This is a genomic window from Clostridium sp. MCC345 (genome assembly GCF_018785345.1).
Taxonomy (GTDB): domain Bacteria; phylum Bacillota; class Clostridia; order Lachnospirales; family Anaerotignaceae; genus Anaerotignum_A; species Anaerotignum_A faecicola.
This window is the reverse complement of sequence record NZ_WQPP01000035.1, coordinates 63888-81295: the sequence shown is the minus strand read 5'-3', so window position 1 is coordinate 81295 and position 17408 is coordinate 63888. Positions and strand designations below refer to the sequence as shown.

Below are 17408 nucleotides of genomic sequence, written 5' to 3'. Positions count from 1 at the left end.
TCAATACCTCCTCTTTTTTCCTGTATTTGATTCTGCACCCTGTTCGGTGCATTTTTTCAATAACACTGTCATAAGCATTCTCTCCGATACAAAACCTGTCCAAAGGCTTTCCGCAGGCTATGAATATCCACAGGCTTTTTCCCAAACCAGTCCGCATTGTACCGATAGGCACGCAGGGCAAAATCCAAATCCGAAAACCAAAAAATATGCGCATGCGGTCTTTTCTCCCACAGCAGCTCCACAATTTCCAGACTAAAGGTGCCATCCTGCGCCACCACAAATAAATCAACCTCAGGCCCATCCCGCACCAAGCTGCAAAAATCCTCCTGTCTCACATAGGGGGTAATCTCCACAAAACGCAGATATTCTCTGGCACATTGGTCAAGCTGTCCTAACAAAATTTCCAGTTCTCCAAGGTTTTCATTGTAAAGTGCAATCTTCAACACGCCTCCTCCCTTCCACAGCAGATTAAAAAAGCATAAAAAAAATCGATTCTTTTACAGAACCGACTAAATTTAGGATACCATTTTTTACCACTCTGTCAATAGGTCTTGCATGAGATGTTAAAAATCCGCATGAAATGTAGGTCAAACCAAAAAAAATATGATACAATAGTTCTTGAAAAGCAAAATTCTTAAGTTAGGAGGCGAAAATTATGCGGATTGCCATTGTAGATGACCTTTCCACCGATGCCGAAGCTTTGCGGAAGTTTCTCTGCCGTTGGGCATCGGAACAGGGGATTCCTCTGGTTCCTTCCCCTGTTATATTGGAAAGCGGCGAGGCTCTGCTTGCCCACTTCGCTCCGAATGCCTTTGATATAATCTTTCTGGATATTTATATGACCGGCATAACCGGTATGGAGGTTGCCCGAAAAATTCGGGAGCAGGATACACATTGCCAGCTAATCTTTACAACCACCACCGGAGAGTTCGCTGTGGACAGCTATGAAGTTGGGGCGGCATATTATCTGGTAAAGCCCTTTTCCTATGAAAATCTAACACAGGCACTTTCACGCTGCAGTGCGGAGCTTTTGGAGCAAAGCCAGTGCGTAATCATTCCGAGTGCTACAGAACAGCCACCACTTCTGCTCCATCAAATTACCTATACCGAATACCAAAGTCGCAATGTAGAGGTTCATCTGCTTGGCGGAAAAACACGCCTCATCTCCATGCGGCAGGCTGATTTTGCGGCTCTGCTGTTGGCGTATCCCTATTTCTGCGACTGTATGCGTGGCGTTCTGGTCAATTTGGAGCAGGTGGAAAGCTTAACGGCAAGGCATTTTCTTCTGTCAGATGGGACATCTGTTCCTGTCAGCCGATTAAAATATAAGGAGGTGCGGGAAAAGTATCTTTCCTTTGCCTATGCCCGCATGAGAGGAGGCTTCACAAATGGAACTCTATGATATGCTCCACCCGATGCTGGAGCTTTCCGCCTCTCTCCCCGCTATCATTCTGTGCTTTCTGCCGATGAAAAACCATCTGAACGGCAAGGGAAAGCTCCTCTTGCTGTGGGGCATTCCCACTCTGATTTTGTGGTGTGTAGGGATGGGCTGGCTCTGCTGGCGGTTTCGTTATAGCACAAAGCTCTGTATGCTTTTGACGCAGGTATTGCTTCTGCTGTTTTATTGCAAAGCAGTTCCGCTATCTCGGTGGAAAACCGTCAACGTATTTCTGGCGGTTTGCGGTGTATTTTCCTGCATGTATAATCTGGCAATTCTGATAGATGCCCTTCTGTTTCGGCGGAGTGGTGCAGTTGTGCTTTCCCTAAACAGTACCATTCTTTATGTCCTGCTGTGTTGGCTGCTGCTGGGAATTTTATGCTACCCTGCCACACACGCTGCCCGTTGGCTGTTGGATGAGGTAGAAACACCGGAAACCTGGTATATATTCTGGATATTGCCGTTGGTGTTCTGGTGTCTGAATACCACCCTTCGCCCCAGGAAATATTCCACGCTTTATACCAACCGTGTGATGCACTTCTATCCGATTTTAATTCTTGCACTTCTTGGACTGATGCTGCTTTATTATGCCCTGTTTTACTGGATGGCAAGAGGGATTGCCAAAAATATCCGTCTGTCACAGGAAAACAAACTGCTGCAAATGCAAACTGCCCAGTATCGCACTCTGCAAAAGAGCATTGCCGATACCCGCCGTGCCAGACATGATTTGCATCAGCATTTCAAGGCATTACAGGGCTGTGTGGAAAGCGGCGATATCTCCAAAGTGGCGGCCTATGTGAAAGCATACGGAGAAAGTCTCCCACCCGATACAATTCATCCATTTTGCAAAAATTATGCTGTGGATGCCATTCTGCACCACTATGCAGAGCAGGCCCTCCTCCAAAAAACCGATTTGGAGGCTGTGGTTCAAATGGAGGAGCAGACGATTATTCCGGAGCCGGAGTTCTGTTCGCTTTTGGGAAACCTTCTGGAAAATGCCCTTGAGGCCTGCGCCGCATCCAAAACACCACGCTTCATCCGTCTGCACATTCGCCAGCGGGGAACCCTTTATCTGACGATGGATAACACCAGCGACCAACCGCCACTCTCCGATGAAAAACGGCTCATTTCCTCCAAGCACGATGGCTTTGGGATTGGGACGGAATCTGTACGAATGACCGCGGAACGCTATAATGGGGATGCTCGTTTTGAATGGAGGGAAGGAGTATTCTATGCCTCGGTTATGCTTTCCTCTGCTGACTGACAGAATCCCCCTTCTGTAAATCAAACGGTTTTTTCTCAGAAAATTTTATAAAAAAATCGGAATTTCCTATAAAGGCACAAGAAAACGGTTAATGTATAATCAACCGTTTTCTTACTAAGCTATAATTTTTCTTTTATATCTGTCACAAAACCATTTCTATATTCACTCCAAATCTCTCTCACCCTCTAAAAGCTCCTTGGTCTTTCCGACTAGATATAATGGAATATTGGTAATATTACCGTCCTTTCTATATCCCATTTTTGAAAATTTGACTGCATATTGAGGGTGATTGTCTACAACACATTCATCCAATTACCTTCTTTCAAAATTAAAATTGACTTTCATGCCCTCAATTACAATGTTTCAGGGCATAAAAGTCAATTACACTTATTTCAATATTTTCCTCATCACGTTATCCGTATTCTTCTTTTTTGACTCCGTCTACTCTACCGTTTTACCACTGTGATGAAAGAAGAAAATCTGACAAATGGACAATTTTAATACCATTTTCAATTCCCACATCCAAATCATTTAAAGTAACAACATACTTAGGATAGTGGTCTTTAATTTCCATTAGATTTCCCACTTCACGATCAGATTTTTCCGGAAGCTGCACACACACCTGCACATATATCTTCTCATCTCGCCGGATTGCCACAAAATCTATTTCCTTGGTATCGTTCTTTCCGATAAAAACATCATATCCTCGCCGTTTTAATTCAAGAAAAACAATATTCTCCATTACCCCATCCAACATTTTACGGTTATACCCCATCAGTGCATATTTCAAAGAAATATCCGCAAGATAATACTTCTCCTGTGTTTTCAAAATACTTTTTCCTTGTAAATCGTATCTTGCACAAGGATAAATGATGAATGCCTGTTCCAGCCATCTTAAATAATTATAAATACTCTCTACAGATATTTTTCTATGCTCATTTTTAAGAAAATTAGAAATAGAATTCGCAGAAAATGTTTTCCCTATATTTTCTATGACATACTTCACCACACGATCAAACAAATCCTGTTTATTGATGCGGTGTCGCTTCACTATATCACGAGAAACAACCGTATGATAAATGCCATTGACAATTTGATATGCCGGCTGCGTTTCATAATCTCCGATTGCAATTATCGGAAATCCACCAGAACAAATATACTCTTCAAGTAGCTCTCGTCTGGACAATGTACTGTTCGCTTTGAAATCTAAATACTCCCGAAAAGATAATGTAAATACAGGAATCAAAACATACCGCCCTGTTAGATAAGTAGAAATCTCACTGGACATAAGTTTGGAATTAGAGCCGGTTACATAAACATCCGCATTTGTACCTTCAAGCAAGCTATTAACTGCTTTCTCCCAACCTTTAATCTCTTGAATCTCATCCAGAAGTATATAACATTTCTCTTTTCCTGCAATTTCTGCAATAAGTTCATCGTACATCTGCTTCGCTGTAATATTCTCAGGAATATCCATTTCTGTATATCTCTTCATTATAATACATGATTCCGGTACATTCCGGCTAAGTAATTCTTCTTTTAGCATTTCAAAAATAGTAGATTTTCCACAGCGTCGGATACCTGCAAGAATTTTTACCAGAGGTTGATTTATAAATGGTTTTATTGCTTCGATATAATCCGGTCTAAAAATCATGTTATCATCACCTTTCTTATTTATTATAACAAAAAACTATATAATTTAAAACACTTTTTCTGTTTACACATTAAAAACTATAAGAATTATGATAGTTTTATTGGCTCTTTCTCCACACACTTTCTCCACCCTATTTCTTCTTTTATCTCTCTCTTGTATTTGTAAGAGGAATTTCTACTAATTCCAAGCAGTTTTATAACCTCCTTATCCTTCAGCATACCGTTAAAGGACGAGGAATACTTATATATTTCCCGTTTTTTCTGCTTTGTACTTTCGTATTCAATTTTTGTGCCGGCAGCTCGTCCTATCTGCTTACCATTCAAACGAGCCGTTTCGATTCCCTCAATGGTTCTTCTCCGCAAATCCTTAACTTCCTTCTCTGCCTGCTCAAAACATATTTTTATCTGCTCCTTCGCAAGAGCCAGCATATACTTGTTTACACCTTCCAGAATATAATCTACAGTAGTACCTGTCATTTCAATGCCGGACTCCATTGCCTTCTTGTAGACACTGGTATTGATATGCGGCTCTTTGAGAAATACCAAATCAATTCCCCTATGATATAATTCTTCATAGGCTGTGAATCCTTCTTCCGCATCCCTCGACATACGGCTGACAGAATCAAAAACGATTCTGTCCCCTTGTCGGACGTTCTTAATCAGCTTCAGCCACTTTTCCCTTCCTTCCATCTTCGTTCCCGTATTAATGTAACACTTGTATAGCAAAAAATTCTAAAAATCGAATGGGTGAGCATAGGCCTCCCATTTTTTATACAAAGGAATGCAGCCCCAAGGCAATTTGCCCCGGAGCTGCCGGATGAAAATCTTTTTTGAAAAAGCAACCTTGAAAATATTATTTTCAAAGTCTAAAGGAAACTGCCACAAAAAATTGTGCTTAGCAGCCCATAAGCTATTTCTACTTAAAAGCTGCTACGAGGAGTGCCTCTCATGTGTCATAACTATCTTGGTGGTATGTATCTCCGCACCTTTGGCAAAAAACCTGCACTCGATACAGTTCCCGCATTGTTACTACCTGCAAGTCATTCTATAAATATACATTATCGATAGGACTCTGCTCTATTTTTTGTGCCACTTCATTTCCCATAGATTGGAAAACCTAATTGTTACGGTTCTGTCCGTATCGCCTACTTCTTCCTTATTTTCTAGAAGAGAAACCTTTTTAACATATATAGAAAATCGGTTTGTCAGCTTTTCATATTCACAGGTTCTGGATGCAAATGAACAACTATATTCTTCCGCAGGCGCAACCCTAGGCAAGCTATCTATAATCCTCCATATATTCTCCTCATCGGGAAGCGCAATAACCGGTGATATAAAACTTCCTTCTTTTTTTGTATCGTCATAACTTCCTATAGCTTCAAAGGATATTCTGACATAACTTTTATCGGCACCATCAATTTCAGATACAACTATCCTGTTGCCATCTTTTTCATAAATGGTTTGCCCTAAAACAGACTCCGGATTGTCAAAATCAAAACGCAATGTGCAATCTTCAGCTTCTCGCTCTGCATATTTAAAAGAATATGCTTCATTGTTTATAAAATACTCTAATTCCCCTAGTTGCGCTTTATATCCCTTTATAGTATTTGAGACTACGAATACAAAACATACGCATAAACAAAATATGCCAAAGCCAATTTTATAGCTCATATATGTTTCTCTCTCATTTCATATGTCAGTTAGGAACGAATCCTTGCGGAGCACTTCCAGTATTCCAGTATAATTCACTCTTTACTGGGGTAAATGTTATTTGTCCGCCAAATACATTGGGTAGTGTATAGCTAAGAGAACCCGAAACTTGAATATTTGTTTTTGTATACGAATGTCCCAACTCGGCACCATAAGAAATTTCTTTTCCTTTAGAAGTTGGCACTACATAAAGCACCACCGTGTAACTGTCCTTATATCCTAAACCACAAATCAATTCATCATGAAAATTAAATGAAACATATCCCTTACTAGAAGAACGATGTGAATTGATTGTAAATGCATCTTCTGTTACAATATTATAATCTTTAAACTTTGCCAAATTCGGATCAAAAAAAGTAATTAAAGCATCTAAACTACCAGGGTGCAACTCTTGACTATCAAAAGTCATTGTTGTATATAACCGGTAATAATTTTCTCCACCACGCTTTGCAGTATAATTGGAAAAATTCACCTCTCTATCATCCAGAGACATTGGAGATATAGGCACATTCTTATCAATACTAAGTTCTACTCCGCACAAGGCAAGTTTTTCTTTTAATTCGGACTTGTTCTCTGTAGTTTCAACCATTTCAGCAATCATTTTGTCAAACTCAGAGGCAGTCATGTTTTGGATTTTATTCGTATATGCTTGAATCAACGCATTATCCATCGCGTTTTTCCCTATATCTGCGATATCCATAACGTCTATCATTTCTAAATCAAGTTGCTCAGCATTCAGATTCTCAGATGCATACACTTCCTGTAATTGTGTACCAGCCAGTAACACCGAAAAGCAGCATAAAATTGATAAGAACTTTTTCTTCATAATCTATCCTTCCTTTCCTAAATGCAGTTTTATCCAGAGGAACTTCTTCTTCCTTTTATAGAATAAAGAAATTATCCCAACATACCATTTTTATAAATAGACAATGTATAGATACTTCCATCCTCTAAAACAAGTGTAACGTCAATCGAATTGCATTCTTCTGAAGTTTCATCCAAATTATCAAAATACGTATCTTTGATTATTCTCCTGATTATTGTTACTGGAAATTTTTTTACTTCCGCTATCAAACAACTTGATGCTATAACTAAAGTAAAAATAACGCTAAGGAAAAATTTAATTTTTCTTGTAATTTGTTTATTTCCCTTTTATGGACAACATCTGAAAGACTTATATAGGATAAACTTCTCTAAATGTGCTGTACAATCTATATAAATATAGACTATTAAGCATTTTTATACTATAATGAAAATTGTCCTGTTTGAAACAGATTTTGTGTTAGCCGCACGATTCTGCCTTTTCATTCAGGATTTTTTTATCACCTCCATTACCGATTTTTTCTTACCATTCATAGCACCGCCTCCTCTCATTTATGTAATTTATAAACAGCACTCATATTGAATAAGTGCTACTTAACTTAATGTGTGCATTTCGCATCTGTAACAGTTCTGATTACATCACCTTTCCAAACAGTTCCACAAGTGCTGCATTCTTGCCCTTCATAGTATGTTGTTACGCAAGAACCATTACTTTTTTTCTTATGCTCCTTTAAAGTAATATTCACCAGCTTATGAACATGTCTGGGTTCAACCTGCACCTGCACCTGTTCCGGCATATCAGATACTTCCCCCTGATAAATAATTTCGTATGTTGTATCATCTGTATTGCACAGTTCAAATTCCACCAGACTGTCTCTATTTATATTTGTATTGCTTTCAAATTCCCCTTCCATCTGAATATCATCAGCATCTACTTTTTCTAATTCGCCCGCTTTTACAAATTCAACATTCTTAGAAAACAGCATATTTACAGGAACATCCAATTCCTTCGCCGATGCATTGCCACAAAACATTGCCACCATCGCAATCGTTGCTACTGTCACCTTCCCTAATCTGCTGTTCATACTGCATTTTTTCATAATCTTTATCATCCTCCACTTATAATTCTTTATCTCCAATCCTACAAAGCCAATGCTGAAAAATGTTCCTTTGCTTCTAGCCTGTTCCAGCTCCAGCACCTTTATAATCAGCTCGCAATATTTTCGTTTTTGCCCCTTTGTATATTTTTTTGTTACATCTTCATCGCAGGCAGCTTCTGTCCATTCTGAAAGATTTTTCATTAAAAGATAATACAACGGGTTGAACCAATTCAGGCAATTTAAGAACAACACCAATAACTTCCGCAATAAATCCCGATGCTTCACATGATAAAACTCATGCTCTAAGATAAAACCAATTTCTTCTTCATCAAAGAAAGCTATCATATAAGCAGGAATCACAATGTATCTTTTCCTTATACCGATTGTACATGGTGTAGATATATTGCAGCACCCAATCAGGCTTACGTTTGATACCTGATTACTGTCTTTAATCTTACAGAATGTTTCATGCCATAAATCGTCCTGCACATAGAACATAGACTTTTTAACGGCATACAACAGGCTGGCATATTTCCATACATAATAAACGAAAAAGCCAATAACTCCGATCAACCAAATGGTTCCAAGGTATTCCATGTGTATTTGCTCTCGCACATTATATATAAAGCCATCATATCTGCTTATATCTTGATGTATCAATAGATCTGACTGAATAAAAGCCTTTTCACTGCCATCCCTTAGCGATACAACAAAATACAGCGGTGTTACAAATGAGAATAGAGCTATTGTATTTATATAGACCATTGTCCTTGCCGTAGTCCACTTATATGCAATCTTTTCAAATGGCAGAAAAATCGCACAGAATACAAATCCGCTGATAGATAACAATAATGCAACAATAAACGCTCGCTCAATCATCAAGTTCATCTAACCACGCCTTCAAATCATTCATATCCTTCTTACTGATTTTGTCACTACCTCGGAAAGCGACCAGAAAATTTTTTAAGGAACCGCCGAATTTGCTTTCTACAAAGCCTTCTGCTTCCTTTGTTTCATATTGCTCTTTGCTTACCAGTGGAAAATAACAAAGCTTGTTCCCCTTTTTGGTTACTCCCAAGATACCTTTCGCTTCCAAACGTCTCAGGAATGTTGCTACGGTAGGGTATGTCCATTCTTCGCCCTCTTCGTTTAAAATTGCCAGCATTTCCGGTACTGTAATCATTGCTCCTGTTTTCCAGATATGATTCATTACCTTCATCTCTGCATTAGAAATACTCATATTTTCATCCATCTCATATCACCTCCTTCTGTTACGCCTTGTAATTTCATTCTATTACGTCGTGTAAGATTTTGTCAACTACTTATTTTCTTTATAGACAATTTTTTCATATTTGGACAAAACACATAATTATATAAAAAACGGCTGATTTATAATCAACCGTTTCCTAATTTCTTCATTGTTTTCTCCTCTCTTTCAAACCGTTTTATTTTCGTTTATCAAATATTATATCCTTATTCAAATATAATGTAGAAATCGCCTCCAAAGCCTTTCTATGTCCGTCACAAAACCACAAAAAGAAACCGAGATTATCGCGTGCCTTCTCCTTCTGAAGCTCCGACTGGTTTCCAATAGAAGTATCAATTTCATCATTTGCGATACATGCAAGAATCTCTGCACAGGATAACCTTGCCTTTCTTGCCAGATGTAGCACACGTCGCTCCATTTCTGTGTAATTCTCTTTTTGAAAAACATTCTTCGCCACTGTCAACGGCAGCTTTTCAAAAAATATAAAACGAAAAAATGCCTGCACCTTAACCATAAAGCTGCTTTCAAGAGGTATGACATAGAGGTTCGCCAACAGACGATATAATGCAATATCTCCTTTTTCCGCCTGCGCGCTTACTACTAACTGTCTGACTTCCAGTCTTTGCAAAACTGCATCAAAGCGTTCCTGAGAAACGTCCATCCTCACAGCCTTCTTCAAAAAATAAGTTTTTGCTTCTTCTTTCGTCAGAATCTCCCACATCAGGCAGGACCAGAGCAGCAGTTCCTCTCTGCTTAATGCCATTTCCTTTTGATCTACTTTTACAATCGGCTGCTTTTCGCCGTTTTCATTCTTTCTTAATTCATATCTCCCAACCGATGTATATAATGTAATCACCTGTAAGTTCCCCCTTTTGTTCTTCTCCTTTATGCGACCTTACGAACAAATACCACATCTTGCCGCAAATGCTTCTGCGCTCTGGAAATACAAGCAGTAATATAATTGGGCTTCACATGATACCGTTCTGCAATATCTCTGCCGCTGTATCCCTGCATTTTCAGTTCTATAGCTTCAATGCCCTTTCGTACACTACCACTACAGTTCTCCTTGGACTGCTGTAACGCTCGTAAAAGTTCCCTTTCGTATAAAGTTCCTGCAAGGTCTGTCATATACTGCTGTTTTATATATCGCTCTGATTCCTCTAAAAAGCAGCTCTGTACTCGCAACCTTGTATTTAGCCCTCGCAGGTAATCAATGATTGTATTTTTTATCACATGAAAAGCGTATGTAGAAAAAGCAGCTTGCTTGGACTGTTTATAGCGGCTTGCTGCTTTGCAAAGACCAATCGCCCCAATCTGATAAAGATCGTCATACTCCATACCGCAGATATTGTTATTCACATGAACACAACTTTTGATTACAGAATCAATCACTGTCAGATTTTCCTCAACCAACTCTCTTTGTTCCTGTGTTAATCTCTCATCCATCTGATAGCCCTCCTTTCGGAAAATTTTATATCTATACATGCTTCCGTTATAAAAATCCTCTCTTTACTGAATACATTCCTATTTCTATTGTAAAAAACCAAATTTATAAAATCTACAAATTATAAAAATCCGTGGGCTAAATTCTGGGACAACTTATGTCGACAACGAAATAAGCAATAAAATCTGGCAAAAGAAAAAGACTCCCGGAAGGAATCTAAGCCATTTGCAGTGTTGCTGTAATCTCTTTTCTCTTTTCTGTGAAAGGGCGCTACATAGGTCTCTGTAGAAATCCTTGTAATACTCCGCTTTCTTCTCCGATACCATTCCCTCTATAAATCTCAACAACCATATATCTGTCCATCCCCTGCTCTGATACTGCACTTCTTCTGAAAGCTGTTTTTCCTGACACAGCATACCAGACCAGATTTCATACCATGCATCTCCCGAAATCCTGCGGCTTAATTCTATAAAATGACTCATATCCTCTTGTCTTTCAAAATATTTTTCAGCAAGTAATCCAAGCACAGGCAGGTCTTTCTTTAATTCATCGATATACCGCCAATATTGTAATAGCATGAAAGCATAGTCTGCTGCTGTAAACAGGATTATCCCTGCGCACATCGCAAGCATCCAGCGCACATCTATAAAAACCAACGGTAAGGATAATACAATGCCGCACGCTGCCATAAGCAGTCTGCTGAAAAGATAAATTGCCGCAGAATAATTCACACCGTTATAACTCAAAACAGCACTTATCATACTCGGTTCTTTCTGTTCAAAATCAAGTTTTCTTACAAGTTTTTCCGCCAACTGAACCATAAAAATATTGTCGCAGAGGCGTACCCTCTTCCGATACAGCTTCAACAGGTGCCTTCCTGCTTTTGCCGTCGGGAACATACTAAAGTAGCAAAACAGGTTATAAATGCCATAGCAAAAGAATAATACTCCCATATAAATCAATAAAATCATGTTATCCCTCCATAGAAAAAGAGTGCCGATAAAATCGACACCCATTTGTTTTTAGCTACTTTTATTGTTTTACTTATAAAAAATATATCAGTCAAGTTCCCCCTTAGTTACTGACTTGTTGTATTTGGAATTGTGTACAATTCAACCCTTTCCTTCTCCTTACTATCAAGTGCGTTAAAGAGTTGTTTCAAATCATGTCCTCAACTAAACTCTTGAGTAGGGGATTGCTTGATCATGATTGCCTTGATAAACAACTCACAGGAAAAGTTTGCATTAACTACAAATGGATACAATTTTCCGTACAGAAATTCACCGGTATCATCAAAGCATACTTTTGTCACATTCAAAATACTTCCGCTTCATCAATGCACATTCGATAATCTCCAACCATATTCACCACTCCTTATCCTCATATGGTGTATTCTCAACACCCACAGAGTTCAGATTAGCAACCATACAGTCGAGCTTGTCCTTCCACATTATTTTAAACCACTCGGTATGTCCGAACCACTTAACAAAGGTTGGGCTAATTGCATAATATGTTTTAATGAATAGTCTGCCATACCATGTTTTAGCCAGAGTATAATCGCGGAAACGGCGCAGCGTCCAAACCTGCGGACAATCGTAAGAACCATAAACGGCAGTTGCTACATAACAGCCACTATTCGTCTGTTGATTACCGGTCTGTTGATTACTGGTTTGCTGAGAGTCTTCAAAATCTTCCGTATAAGACGGATCTATTTCCCTAAGCTTTTTTTGGTACTCCACAATATCCTTAATGACATACGCATACGATTGGGAGGAAGGGATATCACGCAGCCGGAGCTTATCCTTACGCAAAAGTGAAATTATTTCTCTGTAACCATCTTTCTTATCTAGCCCTATATCAATGGCTCTACGTAGCAAACTGACACCACCAGTGCTAAAAGAATCGGTTCTCCACCGTGCACAACGAGTGGCAGAGAAAATTTCACTTGCCATATCGGACATAATATCACCTATCTCTATATCTCTTTCTTCATCTTCGCCCAATTCCATGAATGGCAAATCACACTCTAAGTAACTACACCCTGTGTAAAGGTCCGGCTTACTGTACTCTACAAACGGTCTTACAATATCCAGGATTTTATCTTCAATGTCGGAAGATCCGTTTTCAGAATAAGCGTCACAGCAAAGCTCAATCAGGGCAAAAGCCACTCTGGAAAACTCGTTGCGCACTAATTTTCTAACCTCCTTGACCTGATCTTCGGGTGCATTATCAACTGCCTTACAAAAATAACTGATAGATTCCTCCAGACGAATATTGTCAAGAGTAGACTGCAAGCCTGCAGCACGACCTTTCAACAACCACGCTTTATAATTATTCGGTTCAATCTCAATAACTTTATTACAATAATTCTCCGCTTCTTTCTGATTGCCCGCGTCACAAGCACTCTCTGCTATAGTATAATAGTTTGCAATTTTCGCCGAATCATCAATTTTAACGGTACCAGCGACCTCAACGGTTCCTTCTACCATCATTTTCTTTGCTTCCTCAACGGAATACTTTGTTCCACAAGTCTCACAAACAAATACACCGTCTTGCTTTATCAAGTCTGTGCTTCCGCACATTTCACAAGTTAACTGTTTCATCATTGTTCCTCTCTTTTCTTTTTGTCTTTTTATATTGTGCAGAGTTATTTGGTGCCTTTCCGATATATACAACATCAGGGAATTTTCCATCAATAACAGCGTTTTTAAATCGCTTTCCGAAGCTCAGCTTCTCTCCCTTTTGAAGCTGATTCCACTCTGCTCCAGTAAACAGATCTTTTGCCAGAAAAATTTGTTCATCAGGGATGATAGATATTTGTTTTCTTGCCCCTTCAAATAATTCAGAATAGTCCATTTGTTCCCTCACTTTAAAAATTTACATTCTCGGTTCCGTTCATCTAAAAGCAAAGTAATTTCTGCTATGACCTCCTTCTTATTTGCTGCTGTTTTCAGTTCCAAAACTTTAGCGGATATTTTATTTTCTAAATCCGCCAACTGTTCATTGCTCATAGGATCGGAAAAACGGATTTTTTCAGCAAGCTGCGCAAGTGCTGTTTTTATATCAACATCTGTTTCAGCCGCAGCCAGCAATTCAACCTCCGTTTGCAGTTCCCGAATATAGAAAACCTTTTTCTGCACTTTTACTTCCACTCGTTTGATTTCATCGCGTCCCACATCAGCAGTAATCATACATATCGCAGAAACACCGGCAATAACAGGACACACCACGATTGCGCTCCATGCCGGAAATGCCGGTACAAACAGGAATACTGCAAATGCAGCCATCTGAATGATTGCATATACAATGGCAATGTATAAAACCGGAAAACCAAGAAATTTGCTTTTTAAGGTTTCTTCCTTTCCAAGGGCAGTTTTCCAAATAAAAATCTGTGCAACAAATGCTACAGCGGTAAATACATAAGCAATCCAGAATGTTGCTGTTTTTATTGTTGGAACAGCAAAAGCGAAAATGCTTACCAGCGCAAATAGAATCCCAAGAATTATATATCCTTTTGTGCTATTCTTTTTCATCATCAGTTCTCCCTTTTCGTTCCACATTTCGGACAGAATTTGCCAGGCTTAATGAACTTGAAACCACACTTTGCACAAGTGTCTGGCGCTGCCTGCGGTGCACCACACTCATCGCAGAATGCTGCACCCGGTGTCAACTCAACTCCACATTGTTCACAGAAACGGTTTGCTGCCGACTGTGGCTGTGTTGTTATTCCCGCAAATGCGTCAGATACGGCTCCGCCTACCATTACGCCGACTGTACCACCAACACCAGCCATCATTCCTAAACCGATACCCATGTTAGAAAATTGTCCTGCTCCTTCATTTTGGGCAGCATCCTGTGCCACATCGAAACCACGCTCCTGTTGGTAGGTATATCCTTCCTGCATACGCTTGGTTGCCTGCGCCTGAGAATCAATAACAACTTTCTGTGCTTCGGTCTGTGCTTGGATCATATCGGTCTGCTGTTTCAGCTTTGCCTCTGCTATATCGGCATACTGACGGAAATGCAATTCCTTGAACTTTTCATACTGCGGATCACCATCCGGCTTAACCACTGTAGTAACATAGAAGCGTTTGAGTTGCACGCCGTAATCAAGAAAATCAGGAATCAGCCGCTTCTGAATGTCTGCAGAAAATGTTTCAAGGCTTTCGTCAATTTCAAAGATGTTGATGGCGTTAGCACGCATCGCCTGCGCAATATAAGTTTTTACCTTGGTCATGAGGATACTGCGAAAGCAGGTTGTTAACTGTTGACGATCCAGAACTCGCTCTGTGCCGACTAATTTCACCAGAAGCTTACGCGAATCATCCACGCAAAGGGACATTTCACCGTTTGCACCAATAGAAATCGGAAACTTATATGTAGGCTCTACATACTGAACTTTGCTGTCCGTTCCCCAGCGAATTGCCATTTGTTCGGTTTTGTTAATGAAATAGACCTCACAATGAAATGCACTCACGCCGCCAGTCGGAATATTGATTAAATGACGCAGGAGTGGGATATTCCCTGTTTCCAACGTGTGCCGTCCCGGTCCAAACAAATCAAGTGCCTGTCCATTTAGGAAAAAATTGCTTCCTGTGATTCGTGGACAATCAACTGAGACGATGTATTGAAGTCCTCACAGGGGTGTTTCCAGATGAAGGTGCTGTTATCGCCTTCGTACTTGATTACCGAAGCGATTGCTGCCATAGTTTATCCTCCTTTATCTTGTTCAAAATGTGTACTTTTTTGCAGATGAATTCTGACTCTTTAAGCTGTGCTAATTATGTGGAATTTTGTTGTAAAAAACAAATGTGTATGTTAATATTGAAGTGTGAAGAAATCTACTGAAGATTTGCAAAAAAGTACACTTTATTGCAGAAATCCCCTTTCACAAAAAATTAGTTTTTTCGTAAATATCTGCTTTATATCGAAATGTTGTAATAGGCATATTGCATTCTTCTGCCGCTTTTGTACCTGTAATTTTCCCATTTTTCCATCTTTGATAAACTGTATGAAAATTTTCCGGAAGTGGTTTAGGAGGTCGCCCAAATTTTACGCCTCTGGCTTTTGCTGCTGCTATTCCTTCTGCCTGCCTTTGGCGAATATTTGACCTTTCATTTTCCGCTACAAAGGAAAGCACCTGCAATACAATATCGCTTAGAAATGTTCCCATTAAGTCCTTTCCTCATCGGGTATCCAATAACGGCATATCTAAAACAATAATATCTATCCTTTTTTCTTTTGTAAGATATCTCCATTGCTTTATAATCTCCTCATAATTTCTCCCAAGACGATCTATGCTTTTTATGTATAATAAATCATCCTTTTTCATTTTTCTTACCAGTCTTTTATACTGCTTCCGTTTAAAATCCTTTCCCGATTGCTTATCCATATAAATATTTTTTTCAGAAACTCCAACCTCTCGCATAGCGATTATTTGTCTATCCTCATTTTGATCCTTAGCACTTACACGCACATATTGGATCTATATTAAATAAGTGGACACGATTTATAAACAGATGTACCATAATACTAGACACCAAAAGGAGGTATCTTTATGGCTAAAAAAAATTATTATGATGAGGATTTCAAACGAACTCTTGTTGAACTCTATCATAATGGCAAAACACAAGCTTCTCTGATCAAAGAGTATGGTGTTTCTCAAACTGCTCTTTCCAGATGGATCAAGCAATACTCCACTGTTGAAACATCTAATGGTGAAATTCTGACTGCGAAACAGATTCAGGAACTCCAGAAAAGAAATGCTCAGCTTGAAGAAGAAAACCTCATCCTAAAAAAGCGATTGCCATCTTCACGCCACACTCAAACAAAGATTAAGCGCAGTTTATAAGCTTCGATTCCAGCACAATATCAAAACCCTCTGCCGTGTACTCAACGTAAACCGCAGCACTTATTACAAACATTTTTATTCTCTGCCTTCTTCCAGAACCATTGAGAATCAGAACATCAAACAAATGATTCTGCACATTTACGCTGACTACGATAAACGCATCGGTGCTTATAAAATCACATATATCTTAGGTCGTGACTATGGCATCTGCATCAGCGTCGGTCGAGTGTACCGCCTGATGCGTTCCATGCAGCTTCCACCTATGTCCACAATAAAACCAAAATCCATTTCTCGCCCAGATGAGTCGTCTGGTTGTTATGCTGATCGCCTGCATCAAAACTTTCATCAAAAAGCTCCCAACTTGGTCTGGACAAGTGATTTTACATATCTCAAAGCCGGAGGTAAGTGGTATTATCTTTGTATCATTATGGATCTTTTTTCCAGAAAAATTATCTCCTGGAATATATCATCCAAACCCAATGCAGATCTGGTCATCCAGACCTTTCAGAAAGCATATTATTCCAGAAATTGTCCAGCTGGACTGATGTTTCACTCTGATAGAGGATCACAGTACACAGCCTTTGCATTTCGAAAACTGCTTGATGAACTGAATGTTGTCCAGTCCTTCTCCAAAAAGGGATATCCTTTTGATAACGCCTGCTGCGAAAGTTTCTTCAAATATCTCAAAAAAGAAGAAACCAACAGGCGTAATTTTCGTACCTATCGTGACCTATACCACTCTGTCTTCCAATATATCGAAGGCTTCTATAACTCTCGCAGACCACATGGTTCTTTAGGCTATCTGACACCAGATGAAATGGAAGCAACATTCTGGGATCGGCAAGGAATCTAGCCGTTC

The 17408-nt window shown here is 39.4% G+C and carries 18 protein-coding genes and 1 pseudogene; 3 read left to right on the top strand and 16 right to left on the bottom strand.

Annotated elements, in window-relative coordinates; all coding sequences use genetic code 11:
* Positions 1-68 precede the first annotated feature (68 nt).
* A complete protein-coding gene (locus GPK49_RS08400; protein ID WP_318283882.1) occupies positions 69-446 on the bottom strand; it encodes a hypothetical protein in 378 nt (125 codons plus the stop codon).
* A gap of 209 nt (positions 447-655) precedes the next feature.
* On the opposite strand from GPK49_RS08400, the gene GPK49_RS08395 reads away from it, so the two are divergent.
* Both GPK49_RS08395 and GPK49_RS08390 read left to right on the top strand, forming a co-directional pair.
* Positions 656-1402: a LytTR family DNA-binding domain-containing protein gene (locus GPK49_RS08395; RefSeq protein WP_318283881.1), complete on the top strand. Its 747-nt coding sequence runs from the start codon at positions 656-658 to the stop codon at positions 1400-1402.
* A complete protein-coding gene (locus GPK49_RS08390; protein WP_215677411.1) occupies positions 1389-2702 on the top strand; it encodes an ATP-binding protein in 1314 nt (437 codons plus the stop codon). Before GPK49_RS08395 ends, GPK49_RS08390 begins: the two co-directional genes overlap by 14 nt.
* Before the next feature lie 454 nt (positions 2703-3156).
* Here GPK49_RS08390 and GPK49_RS08385 read toward each other — a convergent pair whose 3' ends face one another.
* The 15 genes and pseudogenes from GPK49_RS08385 to GPK49_RS08320 form a co-directional block, all read right to left on the bottom strand.
* Positions 3157-4356 carry an ATP-binding protein gene (locus GPK49_RS08385; protein ID WP_215677409.1) on the bottom strand — a complete coding sequence of 400 codons (1200 nt, stop codon included), beginning with the start codon at positions 4354-4356 and terminating at the stop codon, positions 3157-3159.
* A gap of 86 nt (positions 4357-4442) precedes the next feature.
* Entirely contained in the window at positions 4443-5045 is a 603-nt protein-coding gene (locus tag GPK49_RS08380; protein WP_215677407.1) for a recombinase family protein, read from the bottom strand.
* A 387-nt stretch (positions 5046-5432) separates the two neighbouring features.
* Complete coding sequence (locus GPK49_RS08375; protein WP_215677405.1) at positions 5433-6026, bottom strand: hypothetical protein; 594 nt, start codon at positions 6024-6026, stop codon at positions 5433-5435.
* 25 nt (positions 6027-6051) lie between these two features.
* Positions 6052-6891: a hypothetical protein gene (locus tag GPK49_RS08370; RefSeq protein ID WP_215677404.1), complete on the bottom strand. Its 840-nt coding sequence runs from the start codon at positions 6889-6891 to the stop codon at positions 6052-6054.
* 595 nt (positions 6892-7486) lie between these two features.
* On the bottom strand, positions 7487-8875 hold the full coding sequence (locus tag GPK49_RS08365) for a M56 family metallopeptidase (RefSeq protein ID WP_215677402.1): 1389 nt from the start codon (positions 8873-8875) through the stop codon (positions 7487-7489).
* A complete protein-coding gene (locus tag GPK49_RS08360; RefSeq protein ID WP_215677400.1) occupies positions 8859-9239 on the bottom strand; it encodes a BlaI/MecI/CopY family transcriptional regulator in 381 nt (126 codons plus the stop codon). Before GPK49_RS08360 ends, GPK49_RS08365 begins: the two co-directional genes overlap by 17 nt.
* Positions 9240-9432: 193 nt before the next feature.
* Positions 9433-10110, bottom strand: coding sequence for a hypothetical protein (locus tag GPK49_RS08355; RefSeq protein ID WP_215677399.1), 678 nt, complete (start codon positions 10108-10110; stop codon positions 9433-9435).
* Between the two features lie 29 nt (positions 10111-10139).
* On the bottom strand, positions 10140-10700 hold the full coding sequence (locus GPK49_RS08350) for a sigma-70 family RNA polymerase sigma factor (protein WP_215677397.1): 561 nt from the start codon (positions 10698-10700) through the stop codon (positions 10140-10142).
* A 153-nt stretch (positions 10701-10853) separates the two neighbouring features.
* On the bottom strand, positions 10854-11669 hold the full coding sequence (locus tag GPK49_RS08345; RefSeq protein ID WP_215677395.1) for a hypothetical protein: 816 nt from the start codon (positions 11667-11669) through the stop codon (positions 10854-10856).
* Between the two features lie 393 nt (positions 11670-12062).
* On the bottom strand, positions 12063-13301 hold the full coding sequence (locus tag GPK49_RS08340; protein ID WP_215677393.1) for a tetratricopeptide repeat protein: 1239 nt from the start codon (positions 13299-13301) through the stop codon (positions 12063-12065).
* Entirely contained in the window at positions 13282-13554 is a 273-nt protein-coding gene (locus tag GPK49_RS08335; protein ID WP_118578593.1) for a DUF1413 domain-containing protein, read from the bottom strand. Before GPK49_RS08335 ends, GPK49_RS08340 begins: the two co-directional genes overlap by 20 nt.
* An 8-nt stretch (positions 13555-13562) precedes the next feature.
* Entirely contained in the window at positions 13563-14231 is a 669-nt protein-coding gene (locus tag GPK49_RS08330; RefSeq protein ID WP_215677391.1) for a hypothetical protein, read from the bottom strand.
* Positions 14232-14233: 2 nt separating this feature from the next.
* Positions 14234-15232, bottom strand: a complete 999-nt coding sequence (locus GPK49_RS08325) for an SPFH domain-containing protein (RefSeq protein WP_318283880.1) — start codon at positions 15230-15232, stop codon at positions 14234-14236.
* Positions 15233-15273: 41 nt separating this feature from the next.
* Entirely contained in the window at positions 15274-15405 is a 132-nt protein-coding gene (locus GPK49_RS12985; RefSeq protein ID WP_318283879.1) for a hypothetical protein, read from the bottom strand.
* 181 nt (positions 15406-15586) lie between these two features.
* Positions 15587-16126 (bottom strand): annotated as a pseudogene (locus GPK49_RS08320) (recombinase family protein).
* Between the two features lie 129 nt (positions 16127-16255).
* On the opposite strand from GPK49_RS08320, the gene GPK49_RS08315 reads away from it, so the two are divergent.
* A protein-coding gene (locus tag GPK49_RS08315; RefSeq protein ID WP_215677389.1) for an IS3 family transposase occupies positions 16256-17402 on the top strand; the annotation gives its coding sequence in 2 pieces (ribosomal slippage) (positions 16256-16500 and positions 16499-17402; 1149 coding nt in all).
* Positions 17403-17408 lie beyond the last annotated feature (6 nt).